The 25098-nt window shown below is 45.9% G+C and carries 21 protein-coding genes; 11 read left to right on the plus strand and 10 right to left on the minus strand.

What is annotated here, in order from left to right; genetic code table 11:
• Positions 1-61 precede the first annotated feature (61 nt).
• Positions 62-1018: a thioredoxin-disulfide reductase gene (gene trxB, locus BC343_RS02165; protein ID WP_078346070.1), complete on the plus strand. Its 957-nt coding sequence runs from the start codon at positions 62-64 to the stop codon at positions 1016-1018.
• 130 nt (positions 1019-1148) lie between these two features.
• Here the strand turns inward: trxB and purE are convergent, their stop codons facing one another.
• From purE to BC343_RS02185, 4 genes are all read right to left on the minus strand, one after another.
• On the minus strand, positions 1149-1640 hold the full coding sequence (purE, locus tag BC343_RS02170; RefSeq protein WP_078346481.1) for a 5-(carboxyamino)imidazole ribonucleotide mutase: 492 nt from the start codon (positions 1638-1640) through the stop codon (positions 1149-1151).
• 147 nt (positions 1641-1787) lie between these two features.
• On the minus strand, positions 1788-2633 hold the full coding sequence (locus tag BC343_RS02175) for a TlpA family protein disulfide reductase (RefSeq protein ID WP_078346071.1): 846 nt from the start codon (positions 2631-2633) through the stop codon (positions 1788-1790).
• A 110-nt stretch (positions 2634-2743) separates the two neighbouring features.
• Positions 2744-3433, minus strand: coding sequence for a hypothetical protein (locus BC343_RS02180; RefSeq protein WP_078346072.1), 690 nt, complete (start codon positions 3431-3433; stop codon positions 2744-2746).
• Between the two features lie 11 nt (positions 3434-3444).
• Positions 3445-4584 (minus strand): 5-(carboxyamino)imidazole ribonucleotide synthase, encoded by a 1140-nt coding sequence (locus tag BC343_RS02185; protein ID WP_078346073.1) that lies wholly within the window; start codon positions 4582-4584, stop codon positions 3445-3447.
• 386 nt (positions 4585-4970) lie between these two features.
• Between BC343_RS02185 and BC343_RS02190 the strand changes: the two genes are divergently transcribed.
• Entirely contained in the window at positions 4971-6425 is a 1455-nt protein-coding gene (locus tag BC343_RS02190) for an NADP-dependent isocitrate dehydrogenase (RefSeq protein ID WP_078346074.1), read from the plus strand.
• A gap of 131 nt (positions 6426-6556) precedes the next feature.
• Here the strand turns inward: BC343_RS02190 and proC are convergent, their stop codons facing one another.
• The 4 genes from proC to BC343_RS02210 form a co-directional block, all read right to left on the minus strand.
• The gene (proC, locus tag BC343_RS02195; RefSeq protein WP_078346075.1) at positions 6557-7369 is read right to left on the minus strand and encodes a pyrroline-5-carboxylate reductase; all 813 of its coding nucleotides are present in this window, start codon (positions 7367-7369) and stop codon (positions 6557-6559) included.
• A gap of 5 nt (positions 7370-7374) precedes the next feature.
• Positions 7375-8166, minus strand: a complete 792-nt coding sequence (argB, locus tag BC343_RS02200) for an acetylglutamate kinase (protein ID WP_078346076.1) — start codon at positions 8164-8166, stop codon at positions 7375-7377.
• 260 nt (positions 8167-8426) lie between these two features.
• Complete coding sequence (locus BC343_RS02205) at positions 8427-8801, minus strand: hypothetical protein (RefSeq protein ID WP_078346077.1); 375 nt, start codon at positions 8799-8801, stop codon at positions 8427-8429.
• Positions 8802-9292: 491 nt separating this feature from the next.
• On the minus strand, positions 9293-10165 hold the full coding sequence (locus BC343_RS02210) for a YitT family protein (RefSeq protein ID WP_078346078.1): 873 nt from the start codon (positions 10163-10165) through the stop codon (positions 9293-9295).
• 250 nt (positions 10166-10415) lie between these two features.
• Here BC343_RS02210 and BC343_RS02215 point away from each other — a divergent pair, with 250 nt between their 5' ends.
• The 6 genes from BC343_RS02215 to BC343_RS02240 all read left to right on the plus strand — a co-directional run bounded on the left by BC343_RS02215 (position 10416) and on the right by BC343_RS02240 (position 20259).
• Positions 10416-13958 carry a two-component regulator propeller domain-containing protein gene (locus tag BC343_RS02215; protein ID WP_078346079.1) on the plus strand — a complete coding sequence of 1181 codons (3543 nt, stop codon included), beginning with the start codon at positions 10416-10418 and terminating at the stop codon, positions 13956-13958.
• A 160-nt stretch (positions 13959-14118) separates the two neighbouring features.
• Positions 14119-15468, plus strand: coding sequence for a magnesium transporter (gene mgtE, locus BC343_RS02220; RefSeq protein WP_078346080.1), 1350 nt, complete (start codon positions 14119-14121; stop codon positions 15466-15468).
• 138 nt (positions 15469-15606) lie between these two features.
• Positions 15607-16623, plus strand: a complete 1017-nt coding sequence (gene bioB / locus BC343_RS02225; protein ID WP_078346081.1) for a biotin synthase BioB — start codon at positions 15607-15609, stop codon at positions 16621-16623.
• A gap of 4 nt (positions 16624-16627) precedes the next feature.
• A complete protein-coding gene (locus BC343_RS02230; RefSeq protein ID WP_078346082.1) occupies positions 16628-17308 on the plus strand; it encodes a DUF6624 domain-containing protein in 681 nt (226 codons plus the stop codon).
• Positions 17309-17456: 148 nt separating this feature from the next.
• Positions 17457-18356 carry an SAM hydrolase/SAM-dependent halogenase family protein gene (locus BC343_RS02235; RefSeq protein ID WP_078346083.1) on the plus strand — a complete coding sequence of 300 codons (900 nt, stop codon included), beginning with the start codon at positions 17457-17459 and terminating at the stop codon, positions 18354-18356.
• A 295-nt stretch (positions 18357-18651) separates the two neighbouring features.
• Positions 18652-20259: a hypothetical protein gene (locus tag BC343_RS02240; protein ID WP_202909710.1), complete on the plus strand. Its 1608-nt coding sequence runs from the start codon at positions 18652-18654 to the stop codon at positions 20257-20259.
• An 87-nt stretch (positions 20260-20346) separates the two neighbouring features.
• Here the strand turns inward: BC343_RS02240 and BC343_RS02245 are convergent, their stop codons facing one another.
• On the minus strand, positions 20347-21150 hold the full coding sequence (locus BC343_RS02245; RefSeq protein WP_078346084.1) for a hypothetical protein: 804 nt from the start codon (positions 21148-21150) through the stop codon (positions 20347-20349).
• 113 nt (positions 21151-21263) lie between these two features.
• On the opposite strand from BC343_RS02245, the gene BC343_RS02250 reads away from it, so the two are divergent.
• Positions 21264-21608 (plus strand): phosphoribosylpyrophosphate synthetase, encoded by a 345-nt coding sequence (locus BC343_RS02250; protein ID WP_078346483.1) that lies wholly within the window; start codon positions 21264-21266, stop codon positions 21606-21608.
• A gap of 83 nt (positions 21609-21691) precedes the next feature.
• Here the strand turns inward: BC343_RS02250 and BC343_RS02255 are convergent, their stop codons facing one another.
• Positions 21692-22252, minus strand: a complete 561-nt coding sequence (locus tag BC343_RS02255) for a hypothetical protein (protein WP_078346085.1) — start codon at positions 22250-22252, stop codon at positions 21692-21694.
• Positions 22253-22419: 167 nt separating this feature from the next.
• Between BC343_RS02255 and BC343_RS02260 the strand changes: the two genes are divergently transcribed.
• Positions 22420-23682, plus strand: a complete 1263-nt coding sequence (locus tag BC343_RS02260; RefSeq protein ID WP_078346086.1) for a M16 family metallopeptidase — start codon at positions 22420-22422, stop codon at positions 23680-23682.
• Positions 23683-23766: 84 nt separating this feature from the next.
• Positions 23767-25050, plus strand: a complete 1284-nt coding sequence (locus BC343_RS02265; RefSeq protein WP_078346087.1) for a M16 family metallopeptidase — start codon at positions 23767-23769, stop codon at positions 25048-25050.
• Positions 25051-25098 lie beyond the last annotated feature (48 nt).

A 25098-nucleotide genomic window follows, 5' to 3' on the forward strand; every position in this document is an offset into this window, starting at 1 on the left:
GTAGTTGACCCTGCGGCCTGCACTTTTTATTAGATTTGCACCATAATTTCTAAAGAACAAAATGTCACAAGATATAGAACACGTAAAATGCCTTATTATAGGCTCGGGCCCTGCCGGTTATACTGCTGCTATTTATGCTTCGCGCGCCGACCTTAAGCCTGTTATGTATACCGGTATGCTGGCCGGCGGCCAACTTACCCAAACTACCGATGTAGAAAACTTCCCCGGTTACCCAAATGGCATTATGGGCCCCGAAATGATGGAAGATTTTCGTAAACAAGCTGAGCGCCTGGGTACCGATATCCGCTTTGGTTATGTAAGCTCTGTTGATTTTTCGTCGCTGCCGCATAAAGTGGTGGTTGATGAGGTTAAAACCATTTTGGCCGATACCGTTATTGTTTCTACAGGTGCATCTGCAAAATGGCTGGGTTTAGAGTCGGAGCAAAAATACAGCGGCTTTGGCGTATCTGCCTGTGCTGTGTGCGACGGTTTCTTTTTTAAGGGGCAGGATGTAGCCATTGTTGGGGCAGGAGATACCGCTGCCGAAGAAGCTACCTACCTGGCCAAATTGGCCCGCAAGGTTTACATGATCGTTCGCCGCGACGAGTTCCGCGCTTCAAAAGCCATGGTACACCGCGTACTGAATACCCCGAACATAGAGATATTATACAATACCGAAACTACCGAAATACTGGGCGACGGACAAAGCGTTACCGGCGTAAAGGTTTGCAATAATGTTACTAACGAAACCACCCAGTTAGATGTAACAGGTTTCTTTGTGGCTATTGGCCATAAACCAAATACCGATATTTTCCAGGGTTGGTTAAATATGGATTCTACGGGCTACATCATTACCCGTCCGGGCTCTACCGAAACAAACGTAGAAGGCGTATTTTGCTGCGGCGATGCGCAAGACCATATCTACCGCCAGGCCGTAACCGCTGCAGGCACAGGCTGTATGGCCGCTATTGATGCTGAGCGTTACTTGGCCGCTAAAGAACATGTGGTAACGGCATAAGCCTTAAGCCCAAAGTTAAAAGTCTAAAGTAGAAAGTCCGAAGCCTTGAGGTCATATTGATTCGAGGCTTCGGACTTTTGTGTTAAATTGATAACTCTTAACTTAAGGCTTTGGACTTTCGACTCGCGACTTAAGACTCCATTTCCTTTGCAGACTCGATCACTTTATTTGCCAATTCTTCTTTAAAGGCTTTCAAATTAGCTACGATATGCTCATCGGCTGTAGAAAGTATTTGTGCAGCTAATATACCTGCGTTTTTTGCAGCGTTGAGTGCAACAGTAGCTACAGGTATACCGTTCGGCATTTGCAAAATACTTAGGATAGAATCCCAACCATCTATAGAATTGCTCGATTTTACAGGAACGCCAATTACAGGCAAATGGGTTAGTGATGCTACCATGCCGGGCAAATGCGCAGCGCCACCGGCGCCGGCTATAATTACTTTTATACCACGGTCAGCAGCGGCACGGGCGTAGCTGAACATGCGGTCGGGCGTGCGGTGTGCCGATACCACTGTAATTTCATATTCAACACCCAGTTCTTTTAAAACATCCGCAGCATCCTGCATAATTACCAGGTCTGATTTGCTGCCCATAATAATGGCTATTTTAGCTTGGCTCATATCGTTTTTGATAGTTTTTTGCACGTCATGCCGAATTTATTTCGGCACCCCACATGCAAAGTTCTTGACTGTACATATTGGCTACCTGCCGTGTGGGGTGCTGAAACAGGTTCAGCATGACGTTACTTTTAATAAGCCGCAAAAATGCTAATTTTTATTCAAAGCCAAATATTTATCAAGCAGGTTATATATCACCTCTACATCGCTGGGGCGTGGGGCATTGTTATCGGCCACTTTTCCCGTTTTATCCATAATCAAATACCTGGGCATGGCTACCACTGTATCGCGGCTGCCGCGTATGGCCTGCTTAAACAGGTTTCGGTAATCGGTTTCGTTAAGAAATATGTGGCTGCCCTCAATATCGTATTTGGCTAACTGCTGGCGCCAAACAGATTCGTGCCCGCCGCACACGTAGAGATAAGCAATATCATTCCGGTTTTTGTACTTGGCTTTTAGTTGCTTGGTAAAGTTGCGGAACTCGGCCAGGCAGGGGCCGCAGGTGGTTCCCCAGAAATCTACATACACCACCTTGCCTTTAAAGTTTCGGTTATATATGCTCTGCAATGTAGTATCGGCACCCGATCGGCTGATGAGTTTTATTTTTTCGTTCCCCGTAAAACTATACCACGAAAATACCTTTAAGGCAATGCTTACCGCTACTAACAATATCACCGTGCCCGATGCCTGCCAAAACTCGAATGAGGGCTGCCTTTTGTACCGGCTGAACAGGTAAATGCCGGCGCACAAAAGTATCAGGCTCAGGAAGCTTTTAATATACATCATGGCCATCAGGTAATTATTAGCCGTCAAAATATGATCCAACACCTGCGTTTTCTGCGCTTGCGAAAGGTTGTAACTATTGTAAACCGTTTCGATGGTTTCGTCGTGCACCTCGCGGACCCAATCGATGTAATGTTTAGGGATATCCAGTACAATGAGGGGGATAAGCGCCAGCAGAATAGAGGCTGCCCAAAAGAGTTTAGATTTGATCATTTGTTGCGTTGTTTAGTATTTGCAACAATGTTACGGCACGGCTAACGCTTAGCTAAATGGATGGGACAAAACCGGCTATTTGTGTGACGAATGCAATAACCTCCCGCGTATTACTTAAAGTCTTCCTCGCCCCATTGCTTTTTACGCTTGCGGGTACTAAGTTTCACTATCAGGAAAACTATACCACCAAGTACAATTATTACAATTGCCACGCCGGTAAATTTGCCAATGATTTGCCCCGTTTTGAAAGCTACCTGTTCGTCGGCATCCTGAGATATTTCGTCGGCCTTTGCGTTCAACTTAAACGATGTGAAAAACTCCCGTATATTTTTATCATCCGGCTTTAGTTCTTTTGGCGAAACAACAGCATAGGTAAACAAGGTGTCGTTTAAAAACACCACCTGCTGGTAACCATAAAAATCTTCTTTGGAGGCAGGGGTTACACCCTTGTAAGAAAATTGGAGCCCTTTAAGCTTTTCTATCGGCACCTCTTTTTTATAGATCAGCTTGCCACTGGTGCTGTTGAGGTTGCCTTCTATAAAATCATCGTATAAGGCTTCAAGAGAGTTTCCGCTAATGGCATTCTTTAAACCGGAATTAGCCGGAGAGATGGCCGCAACGTAGGCAATTCCGCCGTGGGTTAATGTATACGCACTCATGCCCTGTGCGGGTGTGCTATACGATGGCGTATCCGGAAATTGTATTTGCGCAAGCCTGCTCAGTTGCTGCTGGTAACTAAGCTGTGCAAAAGACTGTACGGTAACTATTAAAAACGATAAGGCAAGGAGTACTTTTTTCATTGATGCCTAATTTAGGCAATAACTTTTAAAGTTTGCTGCACAAAGCGAGCCTTTTCAATAGCGCGCTCGCGGTCGTTATCTACAATAGTTACGTGCCCCATTTTGCGGAAGGGTTTAGTTAGGGCCTTGCCATAAAGGTGTACGTACACGCCGGCGCATTTCAATATCTTCTCTATTCCCTGGTAAACTGCGGGGCCTTCGTAACCTGGCTCGCCTAATACATTTACCATAATGGCATTGCTTAGGCAGGCAGTATCGCCAAGAGGCTGATTAAATATGGCGCGCAAATGCTGCTCGAACTGAGATACCACGTTACCCTCAATACTTTGGTGGCCACTGTTATGCGGGCGTGGCGCCAACTCGTTCACCAGTATTTTGCCGTTCTTGTCTAAAAACATCTCTACCGCCAGCAAACCAACAATATTTAATGTTTCGGCAATTTTCTTGGCGATGTTTTCGGCCTCCTGCTGTATCTCGAAAGAGAAAGTAGATGGCGATATCAGGAACTCTACCAAATTAGCTTCTGGGTTAAATTCCATCTCTACCAGTGGGAAGGTTTTTACTTCGCCGCTCTCGTTACGGGCAACTATTACGGCTATCTCTTTCTCAAAATCTACCATACGCTCCACCAGGCTTGGTTCGGTGAAGGCACCGGCCAGGTAACTTTCGTCAACTACTTTATAAACGCCTTTGCCATCGTAACCATCGCGACGGAGTTTTTGAATGTATGGAAAGGGGATATGCGTATCTTTTAACTGCTGCGCCGATGATATGATCTGGAATTCGGCAGTTGGTATTTCGTTCTCTTTAAAGAATTGCTTCTGCAGGCCTTTATCCTGTATCAAACGGATAATGCGCGATTGCGGGTAAACCACAACGCCCTCTTTCTCCAGTTGCTCCAGCGCATCTACGTTCACCTTCTCTATCTCTATGGTGAGCAGGTCGACCTTTTTACCAAAGTTGTAAACGGTTTCGTAATCGCTCAACGAGCCTACCACAAATTCGTTGCAGAGGCGGCGGCAGGGTGCCTCGCGGTCAGGGTCTAATATTTTAACGGTTACGTTGTAATTAATGGCTTGCTGTATGAGCATGCGGCCCAGTTGGCCACCACCCAAAATACCTAATCGAAGATCGCCGTAGAATGCTTTCATAGTTTAAAGGGCAAATTTAACCTAAATCTTCGGAAAATACGGTCACACAGACGTACAAATTGCGTTCGCGAAAAGGTGGCACCTAACGGAGCCATGGATTTTCGTTCAATTTTCTACAAACACGGGGCTACCCTGTAGCCTCAATTATCCTCCCATATATTTACACCATTCCAGACGCTCCGGTAGGAGCATCGTGTTTGTAGAATAGCTAAAAATGAATGTACGGCTCCGTTAGGTGCCACCTTTTGTGGTTTTTATTATCACAATTCGCTGAATAATTTGTTAACAGACATGGCTGACTTAGGTAACAATAAGCTATGCATACATAGATAAAAGCCCTCAAAACCGTACCTTTGCGCCGTTTTTTACTATTTTATATATTTTCTATGAGAACTAAAATTGCTGTTGCAAAGGGAGACGGAATTGGCCCCGAAATAATGGCCGCCGTGCTCCGTATTTTTGATGCCGCTGATGTACAACTCGATTATGAGTACGTGGAGATGGGCAAATCGTACTTCGATGCGGGCCACTCTACCGGGATGACCGCCGCCGCCAAAGAAACTATCGAACGCCTTGGCCTTTTGTTTAAAGGCCCAATGGAAACACCTAAAGGCAAAGGTGTAAAAAGCATAAACGTTACCGCCCGTAAGGTATGGAACACCTATGCCAACCAGCGCGATTTCCGCTCATTGAACGGCGTGGACACCGTTTTTTCAAAAGCCGGCATCCCTATTAACCTAACTATCGTTCGCGAAAATATTGAAGATACTTACGGAGGCATAGAGCACCTGCTTACCAGCGATGTTGCCGTTGGCCGCCGCATTATCACCCGCCCCGGTTCGGCGCAGGTGATACGTTATGCTTTTGAAATGGCGCGCCGCAAAGGCTATACTAAACTGGCTTGCGGCCATAAGGCCAACATCATGAAACTTACTGATGGTTTGTTCCTGGAAACGTTTTACGAAATAGCTAAAGAATACCCGGAGATAGAATCATCAGACATTATTGTTGACGACCTGTGCATGAAACTGGTTTCGCGCCCCGAAATGTTCCAGGCCATTGTGTTAACCAACCTGCAGGGCGATATCGTATCAGACCTTTGCGCCGGTTTGGTTGGCGGTTTGGGCTTTGCGCCATCGGCTAACATTGGCGATAATATTTCCATCTTCGAGGCTGTGCATGGTACCGCACCCGATATTGCCGGCCGTGGCGTAGCTAACCCAACGGCGTTATTGTTATCAGGTATTTTGATGCTGCGTTATTTAGGCGCTACCACAGCTGCCGCCAGCATAGAAAATGCTTTATTGTACACCTTAGAGCAAGGCATCCACACCGGCGATTTTGGCGACCGCAGCACACCATCGGCCAATACCAACGAATTTGCCGATGCCATTATAGCTAACCTTGGTCAGTTGCCACAAAAAGGCGTAGTAATTCCTCAGCCAGATTTTGAGTACAAAGCCAACCACGATCATCCATCAAAAAACAAACTAACCGTAAGCAGTAATGTAGAGGAAGAAATGGTAGGGGTGGATGTTTTCGTAGAATCGAACAAGCAGCCCGCGGAGCTTGCCGAAATAGCCAAAACCAAAACAACGGATAACCTGCAGTTGGTGATGATATCTAACCGCGGTACGCAGGTATGGCCGACTGGCTCCATTTTTACCGAACTGGTGAATGAGTACCGTATCCGTTTCGAGAAAAAAGACGGCACCAGGATTAGCCAGAAAGAGATACTCCATATAGCCGGCGAACTATCCGACGACTTTAAAGTATGCTCGGTAGAGTTCCTGATGAAATTTGGCGGAAAGATAGGCTATACCCTGGCGCAGGGACAGTAAAGAAGTCTTTAGTCTGAAGTCGGTAAGTCCGAAAGAAGATAAAAAGTCCATAGTCGATAGGCCATAGTCCATAGCAAAAGCAATTTCTGCTATGGACTATCGACCATGGACTTAAAACTTAGAACTTAAGACTACTCCTTATACAACACTCCCGCTTTCTCGGCAGAAGTTTTAATGCCTTTGATGAGCGCCGAGCTGAAGCCGTTATGCTCCATTTCGTTTAGGCCGGCAATGGTGCAGCCTTTTGGCGAAGTTACTTTATCAATTTCTTGCTCTGGGTGCGAAGCTAATTGCAGCAGCAGGTCGGCAGCGCCTTTGGCGGTTTGGGCGGCCATTTTCAACGCATCATGCGCGTGGAAGCCGATTTCGGTGCCACCTTGCGATGCTGCACGGATAGAGCGCAGGAAGAAAGCTATACCGCAGGCACAAAGCGCGGTTGCGCTGGTCATCAATTCTTCGTTTATCTGGATGGTAACACCTACTGTATCGAACATCGACTTTACCAGGCTCATATTTTCAGCAGATGCATTGTCGGTGGCAATACAAGTCATGCTATGGCCAATGGCAATGGCAGTGTTAGGCATGGCGCGTATCACCTGCACCTTCATGGCCAGTTGGTTACGTACATCGGCACAGCTCACGCCCGATACTACCGATATCAGCACATGTTTGCTTTCCTCGGTAGCGGGTTTTATTTCGTCTAACAGTTTGTTGAGTTGCTGAGGCAGTATGGCCAATACTACAATATCGGCGTTGCTCACGGCATCGGCATTGTTGGCAGTTACATTGTATCCTTCGGCAGCTAATGGGGCAAGGGCGGTTGTGTTGCGGCGGGTTAACGTAATTTGCTGGGGCGTGTAAATGCCTGCTTTTACTAATCCTTTGGCCAGCGCCAAACCAATGTTACCACTGCCCAAAATGGCAATATGTTGTTGTGTGCTCATGTATATTATTTGCTTAAGCGGGTACCAAAACCCTGTTCGTTCTTTAAATTACCCAAGTCGTCCGAGTGGCCTATGATTACTGCTTTCACCCCGCAACTAATGGCTGTAAAGGCATTATCCAATTTGGGCAACATACCGCTGTGGATTATCTTTTCGGCTTTTAACTGCTCGTAGCGCTCAGGATTTATCTCGCGGATGAGCGAGTCATCATCGTCCACATCCATCAGCACGCCTTTTTTCTCGAAGCAATAAACCAGCGTAGTTTCGTACAAGCCCGATAGTGCTAACGCAAGGGCAGAGGCAATGGTATCGGCATTGGTATTCAGCATCTGACCCTCACCATCGTGCGTTAAGGCACAAAAAACAGGGCTAAAACCTGCATCTATCAGTTTGCTGATATTGGCGGGGTTAATGGAATCATCATTGATATCGCCTACGAAACCATAATCTATCGTTTTAACGGGGCGTTTTTTAGCGCGGATAAAATCACCGTCGGCACCAGTAAGGCCAATGGCATTGGTGCCGTAGCACTGCAGTTGTGCAACTATGTTTTTATTGATAAGCCCGGCGTAAACCATGGTAACAATGCGCAGGGTATCAATATCGGTAATGCGCCGGCCATCTACCATTTGTGCTTCAATACCCATGCTTTCGCCAATTTGGGTGGCCACTTTGCCGCCGCCATGTACCAGTATTTTTGCACCTTCTAAAGCTGTAAAGTCTTTCAGGAAGCGGTGGAGATTTTCGGAGTTATCAATTACGTTGCCGCCAATTTTGATGATGTGCAGGGCTTGCATACAATTCTATATAAGTTCGATGGCAATTATAGGCATTTTTATCGGGTTTTATACTGGTGGCTAATTAACCACAGAGAATCGCAGAGGTTTACACAGAGATGCGCAGAGAAAAGAAAGTACGCCTTGCTACAAGTATTTGTTTGATATAAAGTATATTATACGATCTGTAGTGGTTTTAGTATTAAGGTCTAAGGTTTATTTTAAACAGTAAGGCCTCCCTGTTTTGCGGGGAGGCCTTCACTAATCACACTCACTACTGTTTACTGTAAAAACACATATGTTTTTTTACCAAACTCTTTGTAAACCTGTATTTGTTTGGTAATTACTTGTTTGTTCGATGCCACGGCCATGGTGTAAGTTCCATAAGGCAGTTCGGCAAGGTTGTATACTTTCTCTACCGAAGCATTTTTGGGCAGAAAATCGGTCATCACCTGGTTGTGGTTGTTATCGTAAAAGGTAACGTATGCGCGGCCGGCGGTTTCTTTTTGTATAGATACACCCACAAGCAAGTTTTTGGCAGATGATTGTACGGTTATTTCATCCTTTGCAGGCTCGGTAGTTTTTGCGGGAGTTGCAGCGAAAACGCCGGTAGTTGCTAACATTAAAAGGGCTGCTAATTTGATTGAATTTTTCATGATATCTTTAATTTTTGATTGTTAAATAATTGTTTTTGTTTGTTTCAATACCCAAAACAACAACATATTATTCAGCCCCAAAAACGTAATAGACAGCCACCGCTAATAAATAGACGTACGGGCTTTTTCAATCGTTAAAGCCTAATTATCAGTATTTAATGGCAAAAACAGGGTTTCGTCGATGGTTTTTACTGATCCATAGAACCATGTAGCGGGCTCCGTCGGGAATAATGGCAAATTCATCGGGAAAGTGTATTATAACACTGACGGAAGATCTCGAACTAAGTCCGCACCAGGGATTGAAAGGGGAAGCCGCGGCGGGGAGGGTAAAGCGCGCCGGAAACGTGGCCGTAGCAAAGCGCAGCCCGCCAAAGCCCGGCCGAAGGGGGTGCCACAAAAAAAATAATATCGAACACTGAATATTGAATAATGAATTTCGAAGGACTTCATCATTCGATGTTCGAAATTCATTATTCGATATTCAACATCTTTTAGTGCCTTGCTCTTTTCTTCAGTACACCACCGGCGGCTTCTTTAATAGTGCTGGTGAAGATGAAGGCTTTTGGATCTATATCATGCACCAGGTTACGCAGGCGGCGCACCTCGAGGCGGGTAACTACGGTGAACACGATATCTACCGGGTGGCTTACATCAAAGCTTTCTTTCAGGAAGCCGCGCTCGCCTTTATAAACGGTTATACCGCGGCCAAGGTCCATTACCAAGCGTTCTTTTATCAGTTCGTTTTGCGAGGATATAATGGTAACGCCGGTGTACTCCTCCAAGCCCTCTATTACAAAACTGATGGTTTTGGAGGCCGTGTAATAGGTCATGATAGAATATAATGCAGAAGGCAAGCCAAGTTCTACGGCTGCTATCAAGAAGATGATGATGTTTATTCCGAGAATAATTTCGCTGATGGTGAAGCTGATACGTTTGCCGGTGTAAAGTGCCAATACTTCTATACCATCCAAAGCGCAGCCACCACGAATGGCAAGGCCAACACCGATCCCCATAAACACCCCGCCGAAGATAGATACCAGTAGTTTATCTTCAGTAATCTTATCAGGATAGTGTACAAATTGAAGGCAAAGCCCAAGTAGTATGATAGCCACCAGTGTTTTTACGGCAAACATTTTGTTTACCTGGAAAGCCCCCATGATGATGAACGGGATGTTGAGCAGTACGATAACCACTGCAATGTTGAAGTGAGTAAGCTCGTGTACCAAAAGGCTCATCCCGGTAACGCCGCCATCAAAAAAAGAGTTGGGTATTAAAAAGCTTTTAAGGGCAAAACCGCAAAATAGTATGCCGGCTATAGTGTAGCCAATATCGGTTAACCAATGTTCTATCTTTCTTTTTTCCATTCAGTGCGCTGGTTTCCAGTGGGTTTAGCCACTAATATTTAAAGTAATACTGCAAAGGTAGTTTAGCCGGGGCGTGCTAAAACTTGTATGGGCTAAGATATTAAATGTTTGCTTGTTTGCTTTGTTAAGTTTGCAGTTTTAGCGAAATAGAAAAATATGGGTTGAATTGCAGCTATTTACGTTTTCGGGATTTGATAATTACCATATTAATTAGTTAATTAACCCAATTAAATTAATCCCTCGCTTTACGATGAAGAGAATTTTATTGCCGGCCCTGCTGCTTTTTGCCTGCTTATATAGTTCTGCACAAACCAGCCATGTATATTTTGAACGGCTTGATATAAAAGCCGGCCTGCCCGAATCTTACGTGCGCACCATGGTGCAGGATAGCGAGGGCTATATGTGGATAGCCACGCAGAACGGGTTGGTACGTTACGATGGCTATAACTATAAAATTTATAACCTGGGCAGCGATAAAATGAACCTCAAGGCGGTAACCAGTGTTGCAGGCATCATAAAAGGCGACGATAAAAGCCTTTGGGTAAGCGTAATAGGGAATGGCTTATTCAGGTACAAGCGTAATACCGATACCTTTGAGCAGTTTATACTGCCGGCTAAATATGCAAGTTCGATATTTGGGATAAGGCTGGTTGATAATAGTGGCAATGTTTGGGGATATGTAGACAATAATGGCCCCAAGGTTTTCAAATTTGACCCGTTGACAAAAAAGTACGAGTACTTTGGCAACAGCGAAAAAGGAAGCAATTATATTAATGCCGACATTATTATGTCGTTGCAGAAAACTGCCGACGGTAAAATATGGATAGGTACCGATAATGGGCTGTATAATTATACCGGAAATGGCAGGCCTCTAAAAGGTTACCTGGTTGCTACTGATAGCACCAAGAACATAGGTGTAAATCCCTTGTACGAAGCACCATCGCAACCAGGCTTGTTTTGGGTGAACCTATTCCACGGTAATAACCAGGACCTGCGTGTGGCCTGCCTTGATGCTAAAACAGGCAAAGTTGTTAAAGAGTACAGCCCATCGCGCAACCTGGATAGTATTTACAATGCCGCGGTGTATGATATATACGAAGATAAAAAGCAGCGCCTTTGGTTTGCTACCGAAACCGGGCTGGCCAAACTTGACAGGCAAAGCGGTAAGTTTACCAATTACCTCACCAATGATACTGCAGCAACACTGCTGAGCGATATTTTAGAAGATAAGAATGGCAAACTGTGGCTATCGCCCAAAAGTGGCTTGCTATACTTCGACCCCGAAAGTGGCCATTTTGAATATTATAAACGCAACCCCGATCAGCCGGGTGGTTTAAAATCTAACAGCATCAGCGTAAAATTGCTTGATAATAGCAATAACCTTTGGCTGGGGCTTGATTATGGCGGCATTAACAAAATAAGTAAAACCAAAAGCGCCTTTGAGGTCATCAACCAAAGTATAGATGGTTACAGCACGTATCCCGGTGGTACCAGTCATGTGGTATCATCATCTGCAACGCGCAGCAAAATAATAAACGCTAAAGGGCTGTTCCTGTGGGATGTTCCCAATCAACGCTTTACCCGTTTCTACGCAGAAGTACCCGGGCAGGTAATAAATGATGCCTGGGAAGATGGCGACATGCTTTACATTGGCACCAGCGATGGTTTTGTGGTTTACAACGTGGCCACGGGTGCCAAAAACACCTATCGCACAAATGTTAATGACGAAACCAGCATAGGTGGCAACCACGTTACCAAAGTTTATAAAGACCACACCGGCACCGTGTGGCTTGCCATTGGCGATGCACCGGGCAGGGGTATCTGCTCGTTCGACCCGGGGACTAAAAAGTTTACCCGTTACCCATACCATGGTGGTATGCGCACGCCGTTTACCGCTAATGATGGTTCGTTGGATGATGCACGCGTTATTACCATATACGAGGATATGCAGAATACCATTTGGGTAGGTACCAACTTGGGCGGGTTGAATAAATTCGACCGTAAAACGGGCAAATTCTTCTCGTACCTGCCGCAAAACCCTAAAATGACGTGTGTATCGGCCATTTATGAAGACCGCAGCGGCCGCTTTTGGGTTGGCACTTATCAGTTGGGCCTATTTGAGTTCGACCGTAAGAAAGGCGTTTATACTCACCAGTTGAATGAGCGTAATGGCTTACTTTACAACGGCGTGGTAGGTATAAAAGAAGATGCCGCGGGTAAAGTGTGGGTGGGTACAGATCGTGGCTTAACCCGTATTGATGCCAAAAATATGTCGTTCCGTAATTATAGGGTAGATGATATTTTGCCCGGTGCCGATATGTACAGCCTTGAAGGGATTACCATGGCCGACGGGCGTTTTGCGCTATCTATCAGTAACGGATTAGCCTTATTTAACCCTAAAGATGTTGACGACGACCAGTACGAGCCGCAGGTACACATAGAAAGCATTCGCTACAACAGCCCCGGCGCAAACGACAGCTTAGCGACTACGCAATTAGCCTATGGTCTAAATACCCTTGAGATAAGCTACGGTCAAAACAGTGTACAGTTCAATTATATTGGGCTGCAATACGAAGACCCGGGCAACAACACCTATGCCTATATGCTGGTAGGCTACGATAAGCAATGGGTACAGGCGGGTACCAACCGTTCGGTAACGTATAATAACCTGCCTGCTGGCACCTATACTTTTAAAGTGAAAGCGGCCAATAGCAGCGGCGTGTGGAGCGAAAAGATAGCCAGTATTGTGGTAGTGGTGAACCCGCCATGGTGGTTTACCTGGTGGGCATGGATACTTTGGGTAGTTATATTTAGCGGTTTGGTTTATAGTTATGTACGTTACCGCTCGCAAAAGCTTACTTATGAAAACCAGTTACTGGAAGAAAAAGTAGAAGAGCGCACCAACGAGTTGCAGGATGCCAACAAAGAGCTGAACGATAAACAACTGGAAATAACATCGCAACGCGATAGGCTGGCATCAACCGTTACCGAACTGAAAGCAGCGCAGAAGCAATTGATACAATCGGAGAAACTGGCATCGCTGGGCGAGCTTACAGCAGGCATTGCCCACGAGATACAAAACCCGCTGAACTTTGTGAACAACTTTAGCGAGGTAAGCATCGAGCTGGCCGTAGAGATGAAGCAGGAATTACGCAGCGGCAGTAAAAAAGAGGCTATTTCGCTGGCGGATGACATTGTACTGAACCTTGAAAAAATTATACTTCACGGCAAACGCGCCGACGGTATCGTAAAAAACATGCTGCAGCATAGCCGCACAAGTTCGGGCGAGAAACACCTGACGGATATGAATGCGCTGGTTGATGAGTACCTGCGCCTGAGCTATCATGGGCTACGTGCTAAGAACAAGAATTTTAACGCCGATATGGTACTGGACCTTGACCCCGATCTGCCAAAAATTATGGTGATACCGCCGGATATGGGCCGCGTAATGCTGAACCTTTTCAATAATGCCTTCTATGCAGTTCAGCAAAAGAAGAAGCCTGGACGCAGCAAATACAAACCATTGGTAGAGGTATCAACCAGTTTGTTCACCCCGCCAAATGGTAAGGCCGAGATACGTATTTATGTGAAGGATAACGGTATTGGTATAGCCGATGCCAACAAAGAGAAAATTATGCAGCCCTTCTTCACTACCAAACCAACCGGCGAGGGCACGGGTTTAGGCTTATCCTTAAGTTACGACATTGTGACCAAAGGGCACGGCGGCAAAATGGATATGAGCAGCAAAGAAGGCGAGTATACCGAGTTTACGATACAGTTGCCGGTTGGTTAGGCGGTTTAGGTACAGGGGATCATGGGAGATAACTACAATGTCTATTGTAGCTGCAGATTGTAATGTTGTGTAAAAAGCATTGAATTCAGCTCCGCTAAAACCTTTCTAAATTGCCTTTCAAGAACCTGTATCCCGGCAATTTTGCCTAATTTGCAAGCGTATGCAGTCTTTCGAAATAGATAAAAGCGACTTACAGCGCATTAAAACTGCGCTTGAGGGTGACGACGCCGGCTTAGAGGTGGTACTTCAGGAGTACCATGCTTCTGAGATAGCTATTCTATTCGAAAAATTACCGCAGGAGGATAAAGAGCGCATTATTAACCTGCTGCCGGTTGATGAAGCTTCGGAAGTGCTCTCGGAAATGACCGAGGAAGCGCACCCCGAAGAACTACTGCTGAACCTCGACCCCGAAAAACGTTCGGACATTGTTGAAGAACTCGATTACGATGATGCTACCGACATTCTTTCGCAACTGGAAGAGCACGAGCAGCATGAGATATTGCAGGACATTGACCAGGAGGATGCCCACAATATACGCGCACTTTTAAAGTACGACGAAGATACCGCCGGTGGTATCATGAACTCCGAGATCATTAAGGTGAATATCAACCTTAATAAAATGCAGGCACTGGACGAAGTTATCCGCCAGTCGGAAGAGATGGAGGAGTTTTATACCATTTACGTAGTAGACGACGCAGATATTTTACAGGGTATTGTTTCAATCAAATCCATCATCAAAGCCCGCCACGATGCCCGCGTAAGTGATCTGGTGATTCGTGATTTTGTATACGTGAAAGCCGAACTCGACCAGGAAGACGTGGCCAGCCTGATATCGCAATACAACCTTACTACTATACCTGTTGTAGATGATAACATGAAGCTGCTGGGCCGTGTTACGGTAGATGATATTATTGACGTAATGGAGCAGGAGAGCACCGAGGATATATTGAAAATATCGGGTGTATCGGAAGATGAGGAACTGAGCGGTAACTGGAAAGAGGCCGTTAAAAGCCGCCTGCCCTGGCTCATTGTCAACTTGGGTACGGCTTTCCTTGCCGCATCTGTTATCAGGCATTTTAGCGATGTAGAAGAACGCCTGCCCGTAATAGTTGCTTACCTGAGTATTATAGGCGGTATGGGCGGCAACGCAGCAACACAGGCACTGGCAGTAACCGTTCGCCGTATATCGCTGAGCGATTTGAGTGACAGGCAGGCTTACACCACGGTTTTTAAAGAGTTTTTGGTAGGGCTTATCAATGGCGCTTTCAACGGGCTTATTGTATTGGTATTTGCCTGTTTGTACGACGAAAACCCCTTACTGGGTGTTGTATTATTTCTGGCTATGACCGGTAACCTTGTAGTTGCCGGCTTAACCGGTGCCGGTATCCCGTTAATATTAAAAAGAGTAGGGATAGACCCTGCGGTGGCATCATCCATCATCATTACCACCTTTACCGATTGTATTGGCTTTTTACTGCCGCTGTGGCTGGCGAGTAGTTTATTGTTGTAGCTGGGCAAAAAAGGTGTTAACTTAACTCTTTGCGCCTTAGCGCCTTTGCGTGAAAATTTTTACCAGATAACAGAAATAGAAAATAATCTTTGAATATTTGTATTTTATCGCCTTGGCGAGATATAAAAACAAACACCCATGACTGAAGTACGACACAACTGGACACAGGACGAAATAGCCGAAATATACCACTCACCACTGCTCGACTTGGTTTACAGGGCAGCAACCATTCACCGCGAAAATAAAGATTACTCGGAGGTACAGATCAGCTCGCTGATATCTATTAAAACCGGCGGTTGCCCCGAAGATTGCGCCTATTGCCCGCAAGCAGCGCGTTACAATACTGGGGTTGATGTGCATGCAATTATGCCTAAAGAACAGGTATTGGCAGCTGCGCAAAAAGCTAAGAACGGTGGTGCAAGCCGCTTATGCATGGGTGCCGCATGGCGCGAAGTACGCGATAACCGCGACTTTGATAAGGTAATAGAAATGGTGCAGGCCGTAAACTCACTGGATATGGAGGTTTGCTGCACGCTGGGTATGCTTACTGAATCGCAGGCGCAAAGGTTGGCCGATGCCGGTTTGTATGCGTATAACCACAATCTCGATACTTCGGAAGATGATTACAAGCGCATCATCACCACCCGTACTTACGATGACCGCCTGCAAACTTTAGAGCATGTGCGCAAAGCAAAAATATCGGTATGCAGCGGCGGCATCATAGGCTTGGGCGAAACTGAGGCCGACAGGATATCGATGCTGAAGACATTATCGAACTTACCTAAGCACCCCGAAAGCGTACCAATTAACGCCCTGGTGCCTGTAAAAGGTACGCCATTGGCAGATCAGCCACGTGTATCGGTTTGGGAAATGGTGAGGATGATAGCAACTGCCCGCATTGTTATGCCAAAAACCGTTGTAAGGCTTTCAGCAGGCCGTACCGAAATGACCACTTTGGAGCAAGCGTTCTGCTTTATGGCTGGTGCTAACTCTATCTTCGCCGGCGAGAAATTACTGACCACACCAAACCCTTCATTTGATGATGATATGGCGATGTTCGAGTTGTTGGGTTTAACGCCGCGCAAAGCCTTCAAAAATGGCCGCCCTAACATTCCGAAGGAATTGAAGGAAATGAGCATTAACGAAGTAATATAAATTGATGAAACGGGTTGTTTGGCTCTTTTTATTCGCGTTGTTGGCAGTTGGCGCTCAGGCGCAGATAAACAAACCACTCAAACGCGAATTAGATAGCCTTTACGCCCTCGACCAAAAATATAGGGCGCTAACCTCGGGTAAACGGGATAGCGCCCTTACCGATTCTCTGGCGAAGGTTTACCATGTTTCGCCAACCGATGTTTCTGCCCATCTCTGGAAACTACAGAACGAGGCTGACTCGGCAAGCCTGAAAAGGGTAGAGGCCATTATTAAACAATATGGCTACCCCGGCAAAACTTTAGTAGGCGAGCCTACCAACCAGGCAGCCTTTTTTATTTTGCAGCACTCCAATAAAATAGGGCAATATATTGATGTGGTAAAAACCGCTGCCGAAAAGCATGAGCTCCCTTTTGCCCGCTATGCCATGATGCAGGACCGCTGGCTGATGTATAACAACGAGCCGCAAGTATACGGTACGCAGCTTAAGGGCATGAACATCAAGAACCCCGAAACCGGCAAGGTTGCCTGGAAATTCTTTATTTGGCCAATAGCCGATCCGCAGAATGTAAACCAACGCAGGCAGCAAGCGGGTATAGAAAAAACAATAGAGGAATATGCCAGGGGGGTAGGGCTAACTTACAAAGCTTACACGCTTGATGATGTGAAAAGTGGTAAGATAGAATAGTATTTCCTCAGCGCCTTAGCTTGGAAAGCTAACCACATTGCGACCCTCTGTGTACCTCTGTGTTTTTCTCTCTGTGCCCTTTGTGTTAAAAATAACTACGCGTGTTATCAATGCGATCATGTAAATTGCTTCACCGTAATCTACAACAATGCGCGCATTAAAATACTTTCTGCCACTTTTCCTGCTATTCAGCTTCAATAGAGCCATTGCCCAAAACAATATCGTAGTCCTCCAAACCGATTTTGGCTTAAAGGATGGCGCGGTTTCTGCTATGAAGGGTGTTGCTATGGGCGTATCGCCAAACGTCAAACTTTTCGACCTTACACACGAGATACCCAACTACAACATTTGGGAAGCATCCTACCGCCTGTATCAAACCATTAATTATTGGCCAAAGGGGACGGTGTTTGTTTCGGTGGTTGACCCAGGCGTTGGTACATCCCGCAAATCGGTAGTAGTAAAAACCAAAACGGGGCAGTTTATTGTAACGCCTGATAATGGTACACTTACGCATGTTGCCGAAGCTTTTGGCATCGCCGAAGTACGCGAGATAGACGAAGCCATAAATCGCCGTAAAGAATCGGGTAAATCATATACCTTCCACGGGCGCGATGTTTACGTATACACCGCATCCCGGTTAGCGGCCGGCGTTATTACTTATGAGCAGGTAGGGAAGGCCTTGCCCGCAAAAGTAGTAACCATCCCTTACCAGCACTCAGTTTTGGAGGCTGGTACTTTAAAAGGAACCATTGCCATACTCGATATACAATATGGCAACGTATGGACGGACATCAGCGACGAGATGTTTGCCAAACTTAACGTCAAATTCGGCGACGTACTCCACCTAAAAATATTCAACAAAGGCACCAAGGTTTACGAAGGCGATGTACCCTATAGCAAAACCTTCGGCGATGTTGCGGAAGGGCAACCTTTGGCTTACCTTAACAGCCTGCTGCAGCTTTCATTCGCCCTAAACATGGGCAACTTTGCCGAAACCCACAAAATAGGCAGCGGTGCCGATTGGAGTGTGGAAGTAACAAAGAAGTAAGAAATATCACTTTAATCAGACAGCCGCCCGAAAAGAGCGGCTTTTTTATTTACATCGATCCCAAAGCAGCGTGATCATCTCCCGCCAAAAATCAAATTGGTGAAATCACCCATTTGCATCGGTGTAATCACCCATTTGCATCGGTGTAATCACCCATTCAAATCGGTGTAATCCCCCTAAAGCAATATCTTAACAATAAGTTAATTAAATGTGTGTAGTTTAGTGAAACTTAACTCACATTTTTGTTCGTATAAACTTATAAACAAATTTTACTTAATCTACTTAACAAACACTTATGAATTATTTCTCTAAAAAGAAGTACACGCTGCTGCTTTTGGCAACAGCAGGCTTAATGGCAAGCAGCTGCCAAAAAAATGAAAGCCTTAAAACCGATGCGCCGGCTGTTGAAGCCGCTTCATCTTTGCAAACCGCTGCAGTAAGCCTTACCCAGGGCTTTGAAGTAGGTTCCACCAGCCCCAAAACGGCTTATGATGTGTCGCCAACTGGCTCATCAAGCGGCGACAATGTAACGCTGTCTGGCAATTCGTGGAATATGTATGATGCGCTTATCGGCAACTTGTCGGGTGATAAAAAGGCAGGCTCATGGTCGGCACGTATCCGCAATACCGGTAAAATTACCATGCTGTACAATTTAAGCACCGGCATCAGCAGCGTAACTATCAAACATGCTACCTATACAGGCGACGGCAACAGCACCTGGGGCTTGTTCTATTCTACCAATAGTGGTAGCAGCTGGACACAGGCGGGCAGCAATGTTACCACAAGCAGCACGCTTACCACACAAACCTTTACCTTTACGGTAAGTGGTACCGTGCGTTTAGAGATACGTAAACTGAGCGGCGGCTCCGACCGTATCAATATCGACGATATTACCGTTAACGATAACGCTGGCGGCGGCACCGGTGGCGGCACTGTTATAGCAGGCAAAAAATTCCTGTTCGATGCCAGCCATTTGGAAAATGCAGGTAGCGCCGATTGGCAGATAGATGCCGACGGTACCGAAGCTGTGCCAATCTATACAGGCGGTACTACTACCGAATTAAAAGCACAGCGCATACCTACGCCATCATACACCGGTATCACGGCCTCAACTCCTGAAACCTACTGGAAAGGCGCTATGTCGGCCTGGGCAGTTGAACTCGTGAAAAAAGGCGAACTGGTGGAAACCTTGCCCGTTGGTACGGCGCTTACTTACGGCAACTCATCAAACCCGCAAGATCTTAGCAATTACGATGTTTATGTGGTGATAGAGCCTAACCGCTTGTTCACTGCAGCCGAAAAAACCGCTATCATGAACTTCGTATCTGCCGGTGGCGGCCTTATTATGGTGGCCGACCATACCGCCGCAACAACTGCCGGTACCGATGCTAACGGTTACAACCCATCCGACCGTGATGGTGATGGTTACGATTCGCCACGCGTGTGGAACGATTTAATGACAAATAATGGAATTAATAACAACAATCCGTTCGGTTTTACCGTAAACTATGTTGATATCAGCGAAGGACCTTCAACAAACGTTTACACAGGCACTAATGCCGATGCTGTTAAAGTTTTAGGCGGCGCTGCCGGTACGGCCTCTAAGCTGGCATTTTACAATGGCTCTACCGCTACACTTACTCCGGGTACCAATTCAACGGTACAAGGCTTGTTCTGGAGGAATAGCGCTACCAATGGCGGCAACAGCAATGTAATGGCGCTGTTAGCAACTTACGGCAGCGGCCGTGTGTTCTTTATAGGCGATAGCTCGCCATCTGATGATGGTACCGGCGATACAGGCGATAACCTGTTCAACGGCTGGAGCGGCGACTCGCCATCAGGCTTTACATCGCACCCTGCCCTGCACCTTAATGCATCGTATTGGGTGGCTAAAGCGCAATAAATAAGCAGTTTTAGTTTTCGTTTATAGTTCCATAAAAAAAGCGGCGGGCATTAAAACCTGCCGCTTTTGTTGTTTATGTTGTATAAATTATTTTGCTTTAATGTAAGTGTATGTAATGGTAGAGGTGCTGGTGAAACCACCCGTTGTAGAAGCTTGTACCGAGATAGGATAGTTGTTGCTATCATATGTATTGGTGTAAGCGGTTACAGACCCGGTACCGGCGTTATTCACAGATGAGCTTTCTATCAATTCGTTTTTGTTAGCGTAGGGCATATCTGGTAACATCCATTTATAACCACTATATAAATAAGGGTTTTTCTTGCTGCCATACTCGCGGTTGAAATTCGCGAAAAAATCTTTAACGCCCGAACTGGTAAAATGAGAATTATTCTCAGCAGTATTGTTGCCTTTTGCATACTCCCACACCACAGTGGCTTTCCCTTCTGATGGCACAGTTGTTATTACATGGTTGGTAACTACCCCGTTTGCAGTAGTAATGGCAAGGCTATGAAAGTCGGATGCGTTGGCCGGCATAGTGTAAGCTACCGAGAACGGGGCACCGTCTTTGTAGGTGTAATCAAAAATCGATACTGTGCCTTCGCGGTTGATGGTAGATCTGGTAAGATTACCCTGCCCGTCATAAGTGTAAACATGGTCGGAGTTAGGGCCGGCGTGGTCGTCATACCTTTCATGTAAGGCGGTCATTCTGTTGCTGTTGTCGTATTCGTAAGTTAACACTGTACGGGTAGATTTGCCGGCGCTGGTCTCAACAGTGGTTACCGACTGAACAAGCTGTTTATCTTCTTCCTGAACAGGGGCGGGCTCATTGCTACCGCTTTGGCAGCTAAATAATGCAATAGAAATTAATGCGGATAATAACGTTTTCTTCATGTGATAAGGTTAAAAGTGTTGCAAAGTAGTAATAATTTACTTGGCCCGCCGAAACAAACTGTGGTTATTAAAGGTTGATGAAGAAGAAATACATCGCACCAAATAAAACCGTTATGAAAAACTTTGAAACATTAGTGGATGCCACTAACGACCTCACCAAACGCGGATACGAAGCCAACCTTAGCCTGGAAGGCGACACCATAGATGATAAAGAAAAAGGCATACACATGACTGCCGAAGACTTCGAGATAGATGAGTTTTACCGTTTCGAAGGGCAAAGCAATCCTTCAGATATGTCTATCGTATACGCCATCAGTTCATCAAAATATAACCTGAAGGGGATATTAATAAATGCCTACGGTACTTATGCAGATGATAGCTCTTCTGCCATAGAAGCAAAGTTGCACCATCACCAGGTAAGCCACAACTTGCACGGTAGTGATAGGCCGGTGGAATAGGTTTTAAGTCCGGAGTCTTAAGTCGGAAGTTGATCGGCTGGTCGCAAATTAAGACTCCTGACTTAGAATTTAAGACTTTCGACTTAAGACTTCTTCAACGCTGCCATTAATTTCTCTCCGCGGGATGTGATGAAAGGCTGCCCACTGCGCATCAATATCTCTGTTTGCAGGGCAAGTTCTTCGGCTACCCAATCGTATCGGCCGCTTAAGTTGTATAGGGTATCGGCCGCAAATATCTTTACGGCTATTTTTACTTTTGGGTCTATTATCCAATCGAAGAACTGCTCTACGGTAGGTTCCAGATCTATTTTTTGCAGAGCTGCTTTTACAGTATCGGGTGCTTTTGCATCCGTCATAAACATCATAATGCGTGCATAGTGCCGTTTGCAACTTTCATTGGTAACCTCTTTTACACGTGATAAAAAATATCCGAGATAGGCCGAGTAGCGTTCGAGGTCGCTCAACATCACACTGTCCAATAACCAAATAGCGCGAAAGCCAATGGTTTTATCGGCATTAAAGGTGAGGTCGATGAGTTGTTTTATATCAAACCCCTGCTCGTTTATTGCAGCCGTTAATTGGGCAACCTTTGTTTTGCTGTAGTTATTAAAAAAGTGTTTTATCAGTTCGTTTTGGCTCAGCATAGTGTGTTAAATATACGCCTCAAAGTTTATTCGTCAAAACCAATGCGGTGGTTCAAACCAATGTAATTGCGCTATCACAATTAGCTGTAATGAACCAAAATCGGTAGAATCAATTCACAAACCTCAACAAAAACAATACATTTGTCGGGTTAAACATTTGTTATTGCATGGTTAATTTCAACCGGTTCACGCTGGACAATGGCCTTAGGGTGCTTGTCCACGAAGATAGTACCACCCCAATGGCGGTGCTCAACATCCTTTACGATGTGGGCGCGCGCGACGAAGACCCCGAGCAAACCGGCTTTGCCCATCTTTTTGAGCACCTGATGTTCGGCGGATCTATAAACATTCCTAACTACGATGGCCCTTTGCAAAGGGTGGGCGGCGAAAATAACGCCTTCACCAGCAATGATATCACTAACTATTATATCACCCTGCCTTCGGCAAATATCGAAACCGCCTTTTGGCTGGAGAGCGACCGCATGCTTAGCCTCGCCTTCAGCAAAAAAAGCCTGGAGGTGCAGCGTAACGTGGTGATAGAAGAGTTTAAGCAGCGCTACCTTAACCAGCCTTACGGTGATGTTTGGCTGAAACTGCGCCCGCTGGTTTACAAGCAGCATCCGTACCGCTGGGCTACCATCGGTAAAACCATCAAACATATTGAGGATGCGCGGATAGAGGATGTAAAGGCCTTCTTTAAAAAGCACTACAACCCGCAAAACGCTATTATGGTAGTGGGCGGTGATGTAAAAACCGAAGATGTAAAAGCTTTGGCCGAAAAATGGTTTGGCGCTATACCGGCAGGAGAGAAGTACACCCGCGAGTTACCTGTAGAGCCTGAGCAGCACGAGGAACGCCGTGAAATAACCACCGGCAAAGTGCCGTTGAACGACCTGTACATCGCTTTCCAGATGCAGGGCAGATTGGACGAGAGTTTCCACACGGTGGACTTGATGTCGGATATCTTGTCGCGCGGTAATTCATCTCGCCTGTATAAAACCTTGGTGAAGGATAAGCAATTATTCAGCGAAATACATGCCTACAATACGGAAGCCTTGGATAAGGGCATGTTCGTTGTTCAGGGCAAACCCGTGGCCGGTGTAAGTACCGAAGATGCCGAGGCTGCCATTTGGGAACAACTGGAATTACTGAAAAACGAAGAGGTTTTTGCTGATGAACTTACCAAGGTGAAGAATAAAACCGAATCGACCATGGCTTTCTCTGAAATGTCGTTACTGGATAAGGCCATGAACCTTGCCTTTTACGAACTGATGGGCGATGCTGATAACCTTAACCACGAAACTCTGAAGTATCTGGCAGTAACGCCTGCGGCCATAAAAGAGCAGGCCAACAAGTTATTCAGGAAAGATAATTCGTCAACGCTGGTTTATTTGGCGGGGAAAACTGAAGAAGTTACAGAAGCTGTCTGAACTCGAATTTTAAGCAATTTAAAGAAATAACGGAATTTTCATTTTGCATTACGCTTAGTAATGACTCAATGCCCCAATGACTCAATGACAGCATTAAACAGAAAACAAGCGCCCCAGTTCAACGGGGTTGAGAATATAACTTTACTAAGGCCCGAACATAAAAAGCTGGCCAATGGCTGCAATGTGTATGCCTTCAACTCGGGCGGGCAGGATTTGGTGCGCATCGAATGGATATTCGGCAACCTGCGTTTTAACCCTACCAAGCCTTTGCTGAACGTAGCGGTAAACACCATGCTTACCGATGGTACCACTACTATGAACGCCGCACAAATTGCCGATACCATTGATTTTTATGGTGCCTTTTTGCAGGTCGATTATGGGTACGATAACTCGCAGGTTACTTTATACACGCTTACCAAACACTTGGCAAGCACGCTGCCGGTGATAAGAGATATTATGAGTAATTCGGTATTCCCGGAGAAGGAACTGGAAACTTATGTGCGTAACCAGCAGCAAAAGCTACAAGTGAGCCTGCAAAAGAACGATTTTGTGGCCCGCCGTGTTTTTAACCGCGCCTTGAACGGCGATACCATTTACGGACTTGCTGCCACGCCCGAAGATTTTAAAAGCCTGAAACGCGAAGACCTGCAACAGCATTTTAAAGAAATGTACCAGCCGGCAAACTGCACCATGATAGTAGCCGGTAAAATTGACGATGAAGCACTTGCTTTATTGACCGATACCTTCGAGACGGGTTGGGAAAACCAGTCGGTACCTGCAGATACCACGCAACCCGAACTTGTGCCAAGCGCCGAGCGTTTCTTCTATACCGAAAAACCCGAAGCATTGCAATCTGCTATTCGTTTGGGTATGCCTTTCATCAACCGTACGCACCCCGATTTTCCTGGTATGCAGGTGTTGAATACCGTACTGGGCGGTTATTTTGGTTCGAGGCTGATGGCTAACATCCGCGAGGATAAAGGTTATACCTACGGCATTGGCTCGGGTATGGGGACGTTTAAGCATGGCGGTTCGTTCTTCATCGCGTCAGAGGTCGGGGCCGATGTTTGCCGCAGTGCCGTGAGTGAGGTAGAAAAAGAAGTGAACCTGCTGAAGGCCGAGGTTATCCCCGACGAAGAACTTTCGCTGGTTCGCAACTTTATGCTGGGCTCGCTGCTGGGCAGTTTGGAGAACGTTTTTTCGCATGCCGATAAATTCAAAAACCTGCACTTTGCCGGTTTAGGGTACGATTACTACGACCGCTACACTACCACCGTAAAAAGCATCACTGCCGAAGAACTAAAGGCCCTGGCCAATAAGTATTGGGACTTTGATAACTTTTACAAGGTGATAGTAGGGAAATATTAATAAATGTGCAGATGAAGGTATATCGAAGATTTGAAAAATGCTTTTAGT

It is taken from the genome of Mucilaginibacter pedocola (assembly GCF_002013915.1).
GTDB lineage: Bacteria > Bacteroidota > Bacteroidia > Sphingobacteriales > Sphingobacteriaceae > Mucilaginibacter > Mucilaginibacter pedocola.

Excerpts from the sequence above, each read along its gene's own strand:
- BC343_RS02215 (WP_078346079.1), top strand. The coding sequence starts at position 10,416 with ATGAAGAGAATTTTATTGCCGGCCCTGCTGCTTTTTGCCTGCTTATAT.
- BC343_RS02260 (WP_078346086.1), top strand. The coding sequence starts at position 22,420 with ATGGTTAATTTCAACCGGTTCACGCTGGACAATGGCCTTAGGGTGCTT.
- BC343_RS02245 (WP_078346084.1), bottom strand. The coding sequence starts at position 21,150 with ATGAAGAAAACGTTATTATCCGCATTAATTTCTATTGCATTATTTAGC.
- BC343_RS02250 (WP_078346483.1), top strand. The coding sequence starts at position 21,264 with ATGAAAAACTTTGAAACATTAGTGGATGCCACTAACGACCTCACCAAA.
- BC343_RS02230 (WP_078346082.1), top strand. The coding sequence starts at position 16,628 with ATGAAACGGGTTGTTTGGCTCTTTTTATTCGCGTTGTTGGCAGTTGGC.
- bioB (WP_078346081.1), top strand. The coding sequence starts at position 15,607 with ATGACTGAAGTACGACACAACTGGACACAGGACGAAATAGCCGAAATA.
- purE (WP_078346481.1), bottom strand. The coding sequence starts at position 1,640 with ATGAGCCAAGCTAAAATAGCCATTATTATGGGCAGCAAATCAGACCTG.
- BC343_RS02265 (WP_078346087.1), top strand. The coding sequence starts at position 23,767 with ATGACAGCATTAAACAGAAAACAAGCGCCCCAGTTCAACGGGGTTGAG.
- BC343_RS02180 (WP_078346072.1), bottom strand. The coding sequence starts at position 3,433 with ATGAAAAAAGTACTCCTTGCCTTATCGTTTTTAATAGTTACCGTACAG.
- BC343_RS02235 (WP_078346083.1), top strand. The coding sequence starts at position 17,457 with ATGCGCGCATTAAAATACTTTCTGCCACTTTTCCTGCTATTCAGCTTC.
- BC343_RS02240 (WP_202909710.1), top strand. The coding sequence starts at position 18,652 with ATGAATTATTTCTCTAAAAAGAAGTACACGCTGCTGCTTTTGGCAACA.
- BC343_RS02255 (WP_078346085.1), bottom strand. The coding sequence starts at position 22,252 with ATGCTGAGCCAAAACGAACTGATAAAACACTTTTTTAATAACTACAGC.
- proC (WP_078346075.1), bottom strand. The coding sequence starts at position 7,369 with ATGAGCACACAACAACATATTGCCATTTTGGGCAGTGGTAACATTGGT.
- BC343_RS02205 (WP_078346077.1), bottom strand. The coding sequence starts at position 8,801 with ATGAAAAATTCAATCAAATTAGCAGCCCTTTTAATGTTAGCAACTACC.
- mgtE (WP_078346080.1), top strand. The coding sequence starts at position 14,119 with ATGCAGTCTTTCGAAATAGATAAAAGCGACTTACAGCGCATTAAAACT.
- BC343_RS02185 (WP_078346073.1), bottom strand. The coding sequence starts at position 4,584 with ATGAAAGCATTCTACGGCGATCTTCGATTAGGTATTTTGGGTGGTGGC.
- BC343_RS02175 (WP_078346071.1), bottom strand. The coding sequence starts at position 2,633 with ATGATCAAATCTAAACTCTTTTGGGCAGCCTCTATTCTGCTGGCGCTT.
- BC343_RS02190 (WP_078346074.1), top strand. The coding sequence starts at position 4,971 with ATGAGAACTAAAATTGCTGTTGCAAAGGGAGACGGAATTGGCCCCGAA.
- trxB (WP_078346070.1), top strand. The coding sequence starts at position 62 with ATGTCACAAGATATAGAACACGTAAAATGCCTTATTATAGGCTCGGGC.
- argB (WP_078346076.1), bottom strand. The coding sequence starts at position 8,166 with ATGCAAGCCCTGCACATCATCAAAATTGGCGGCAACGTAATTGATAAC.
- BC343_RS02210 (WP_078346078.1), bottom strand. The coding sequence starts at position 10,165 with ATGGAAAAAAGAAAGATAGAACATTGGTTAACCGATATTGGCTACACT.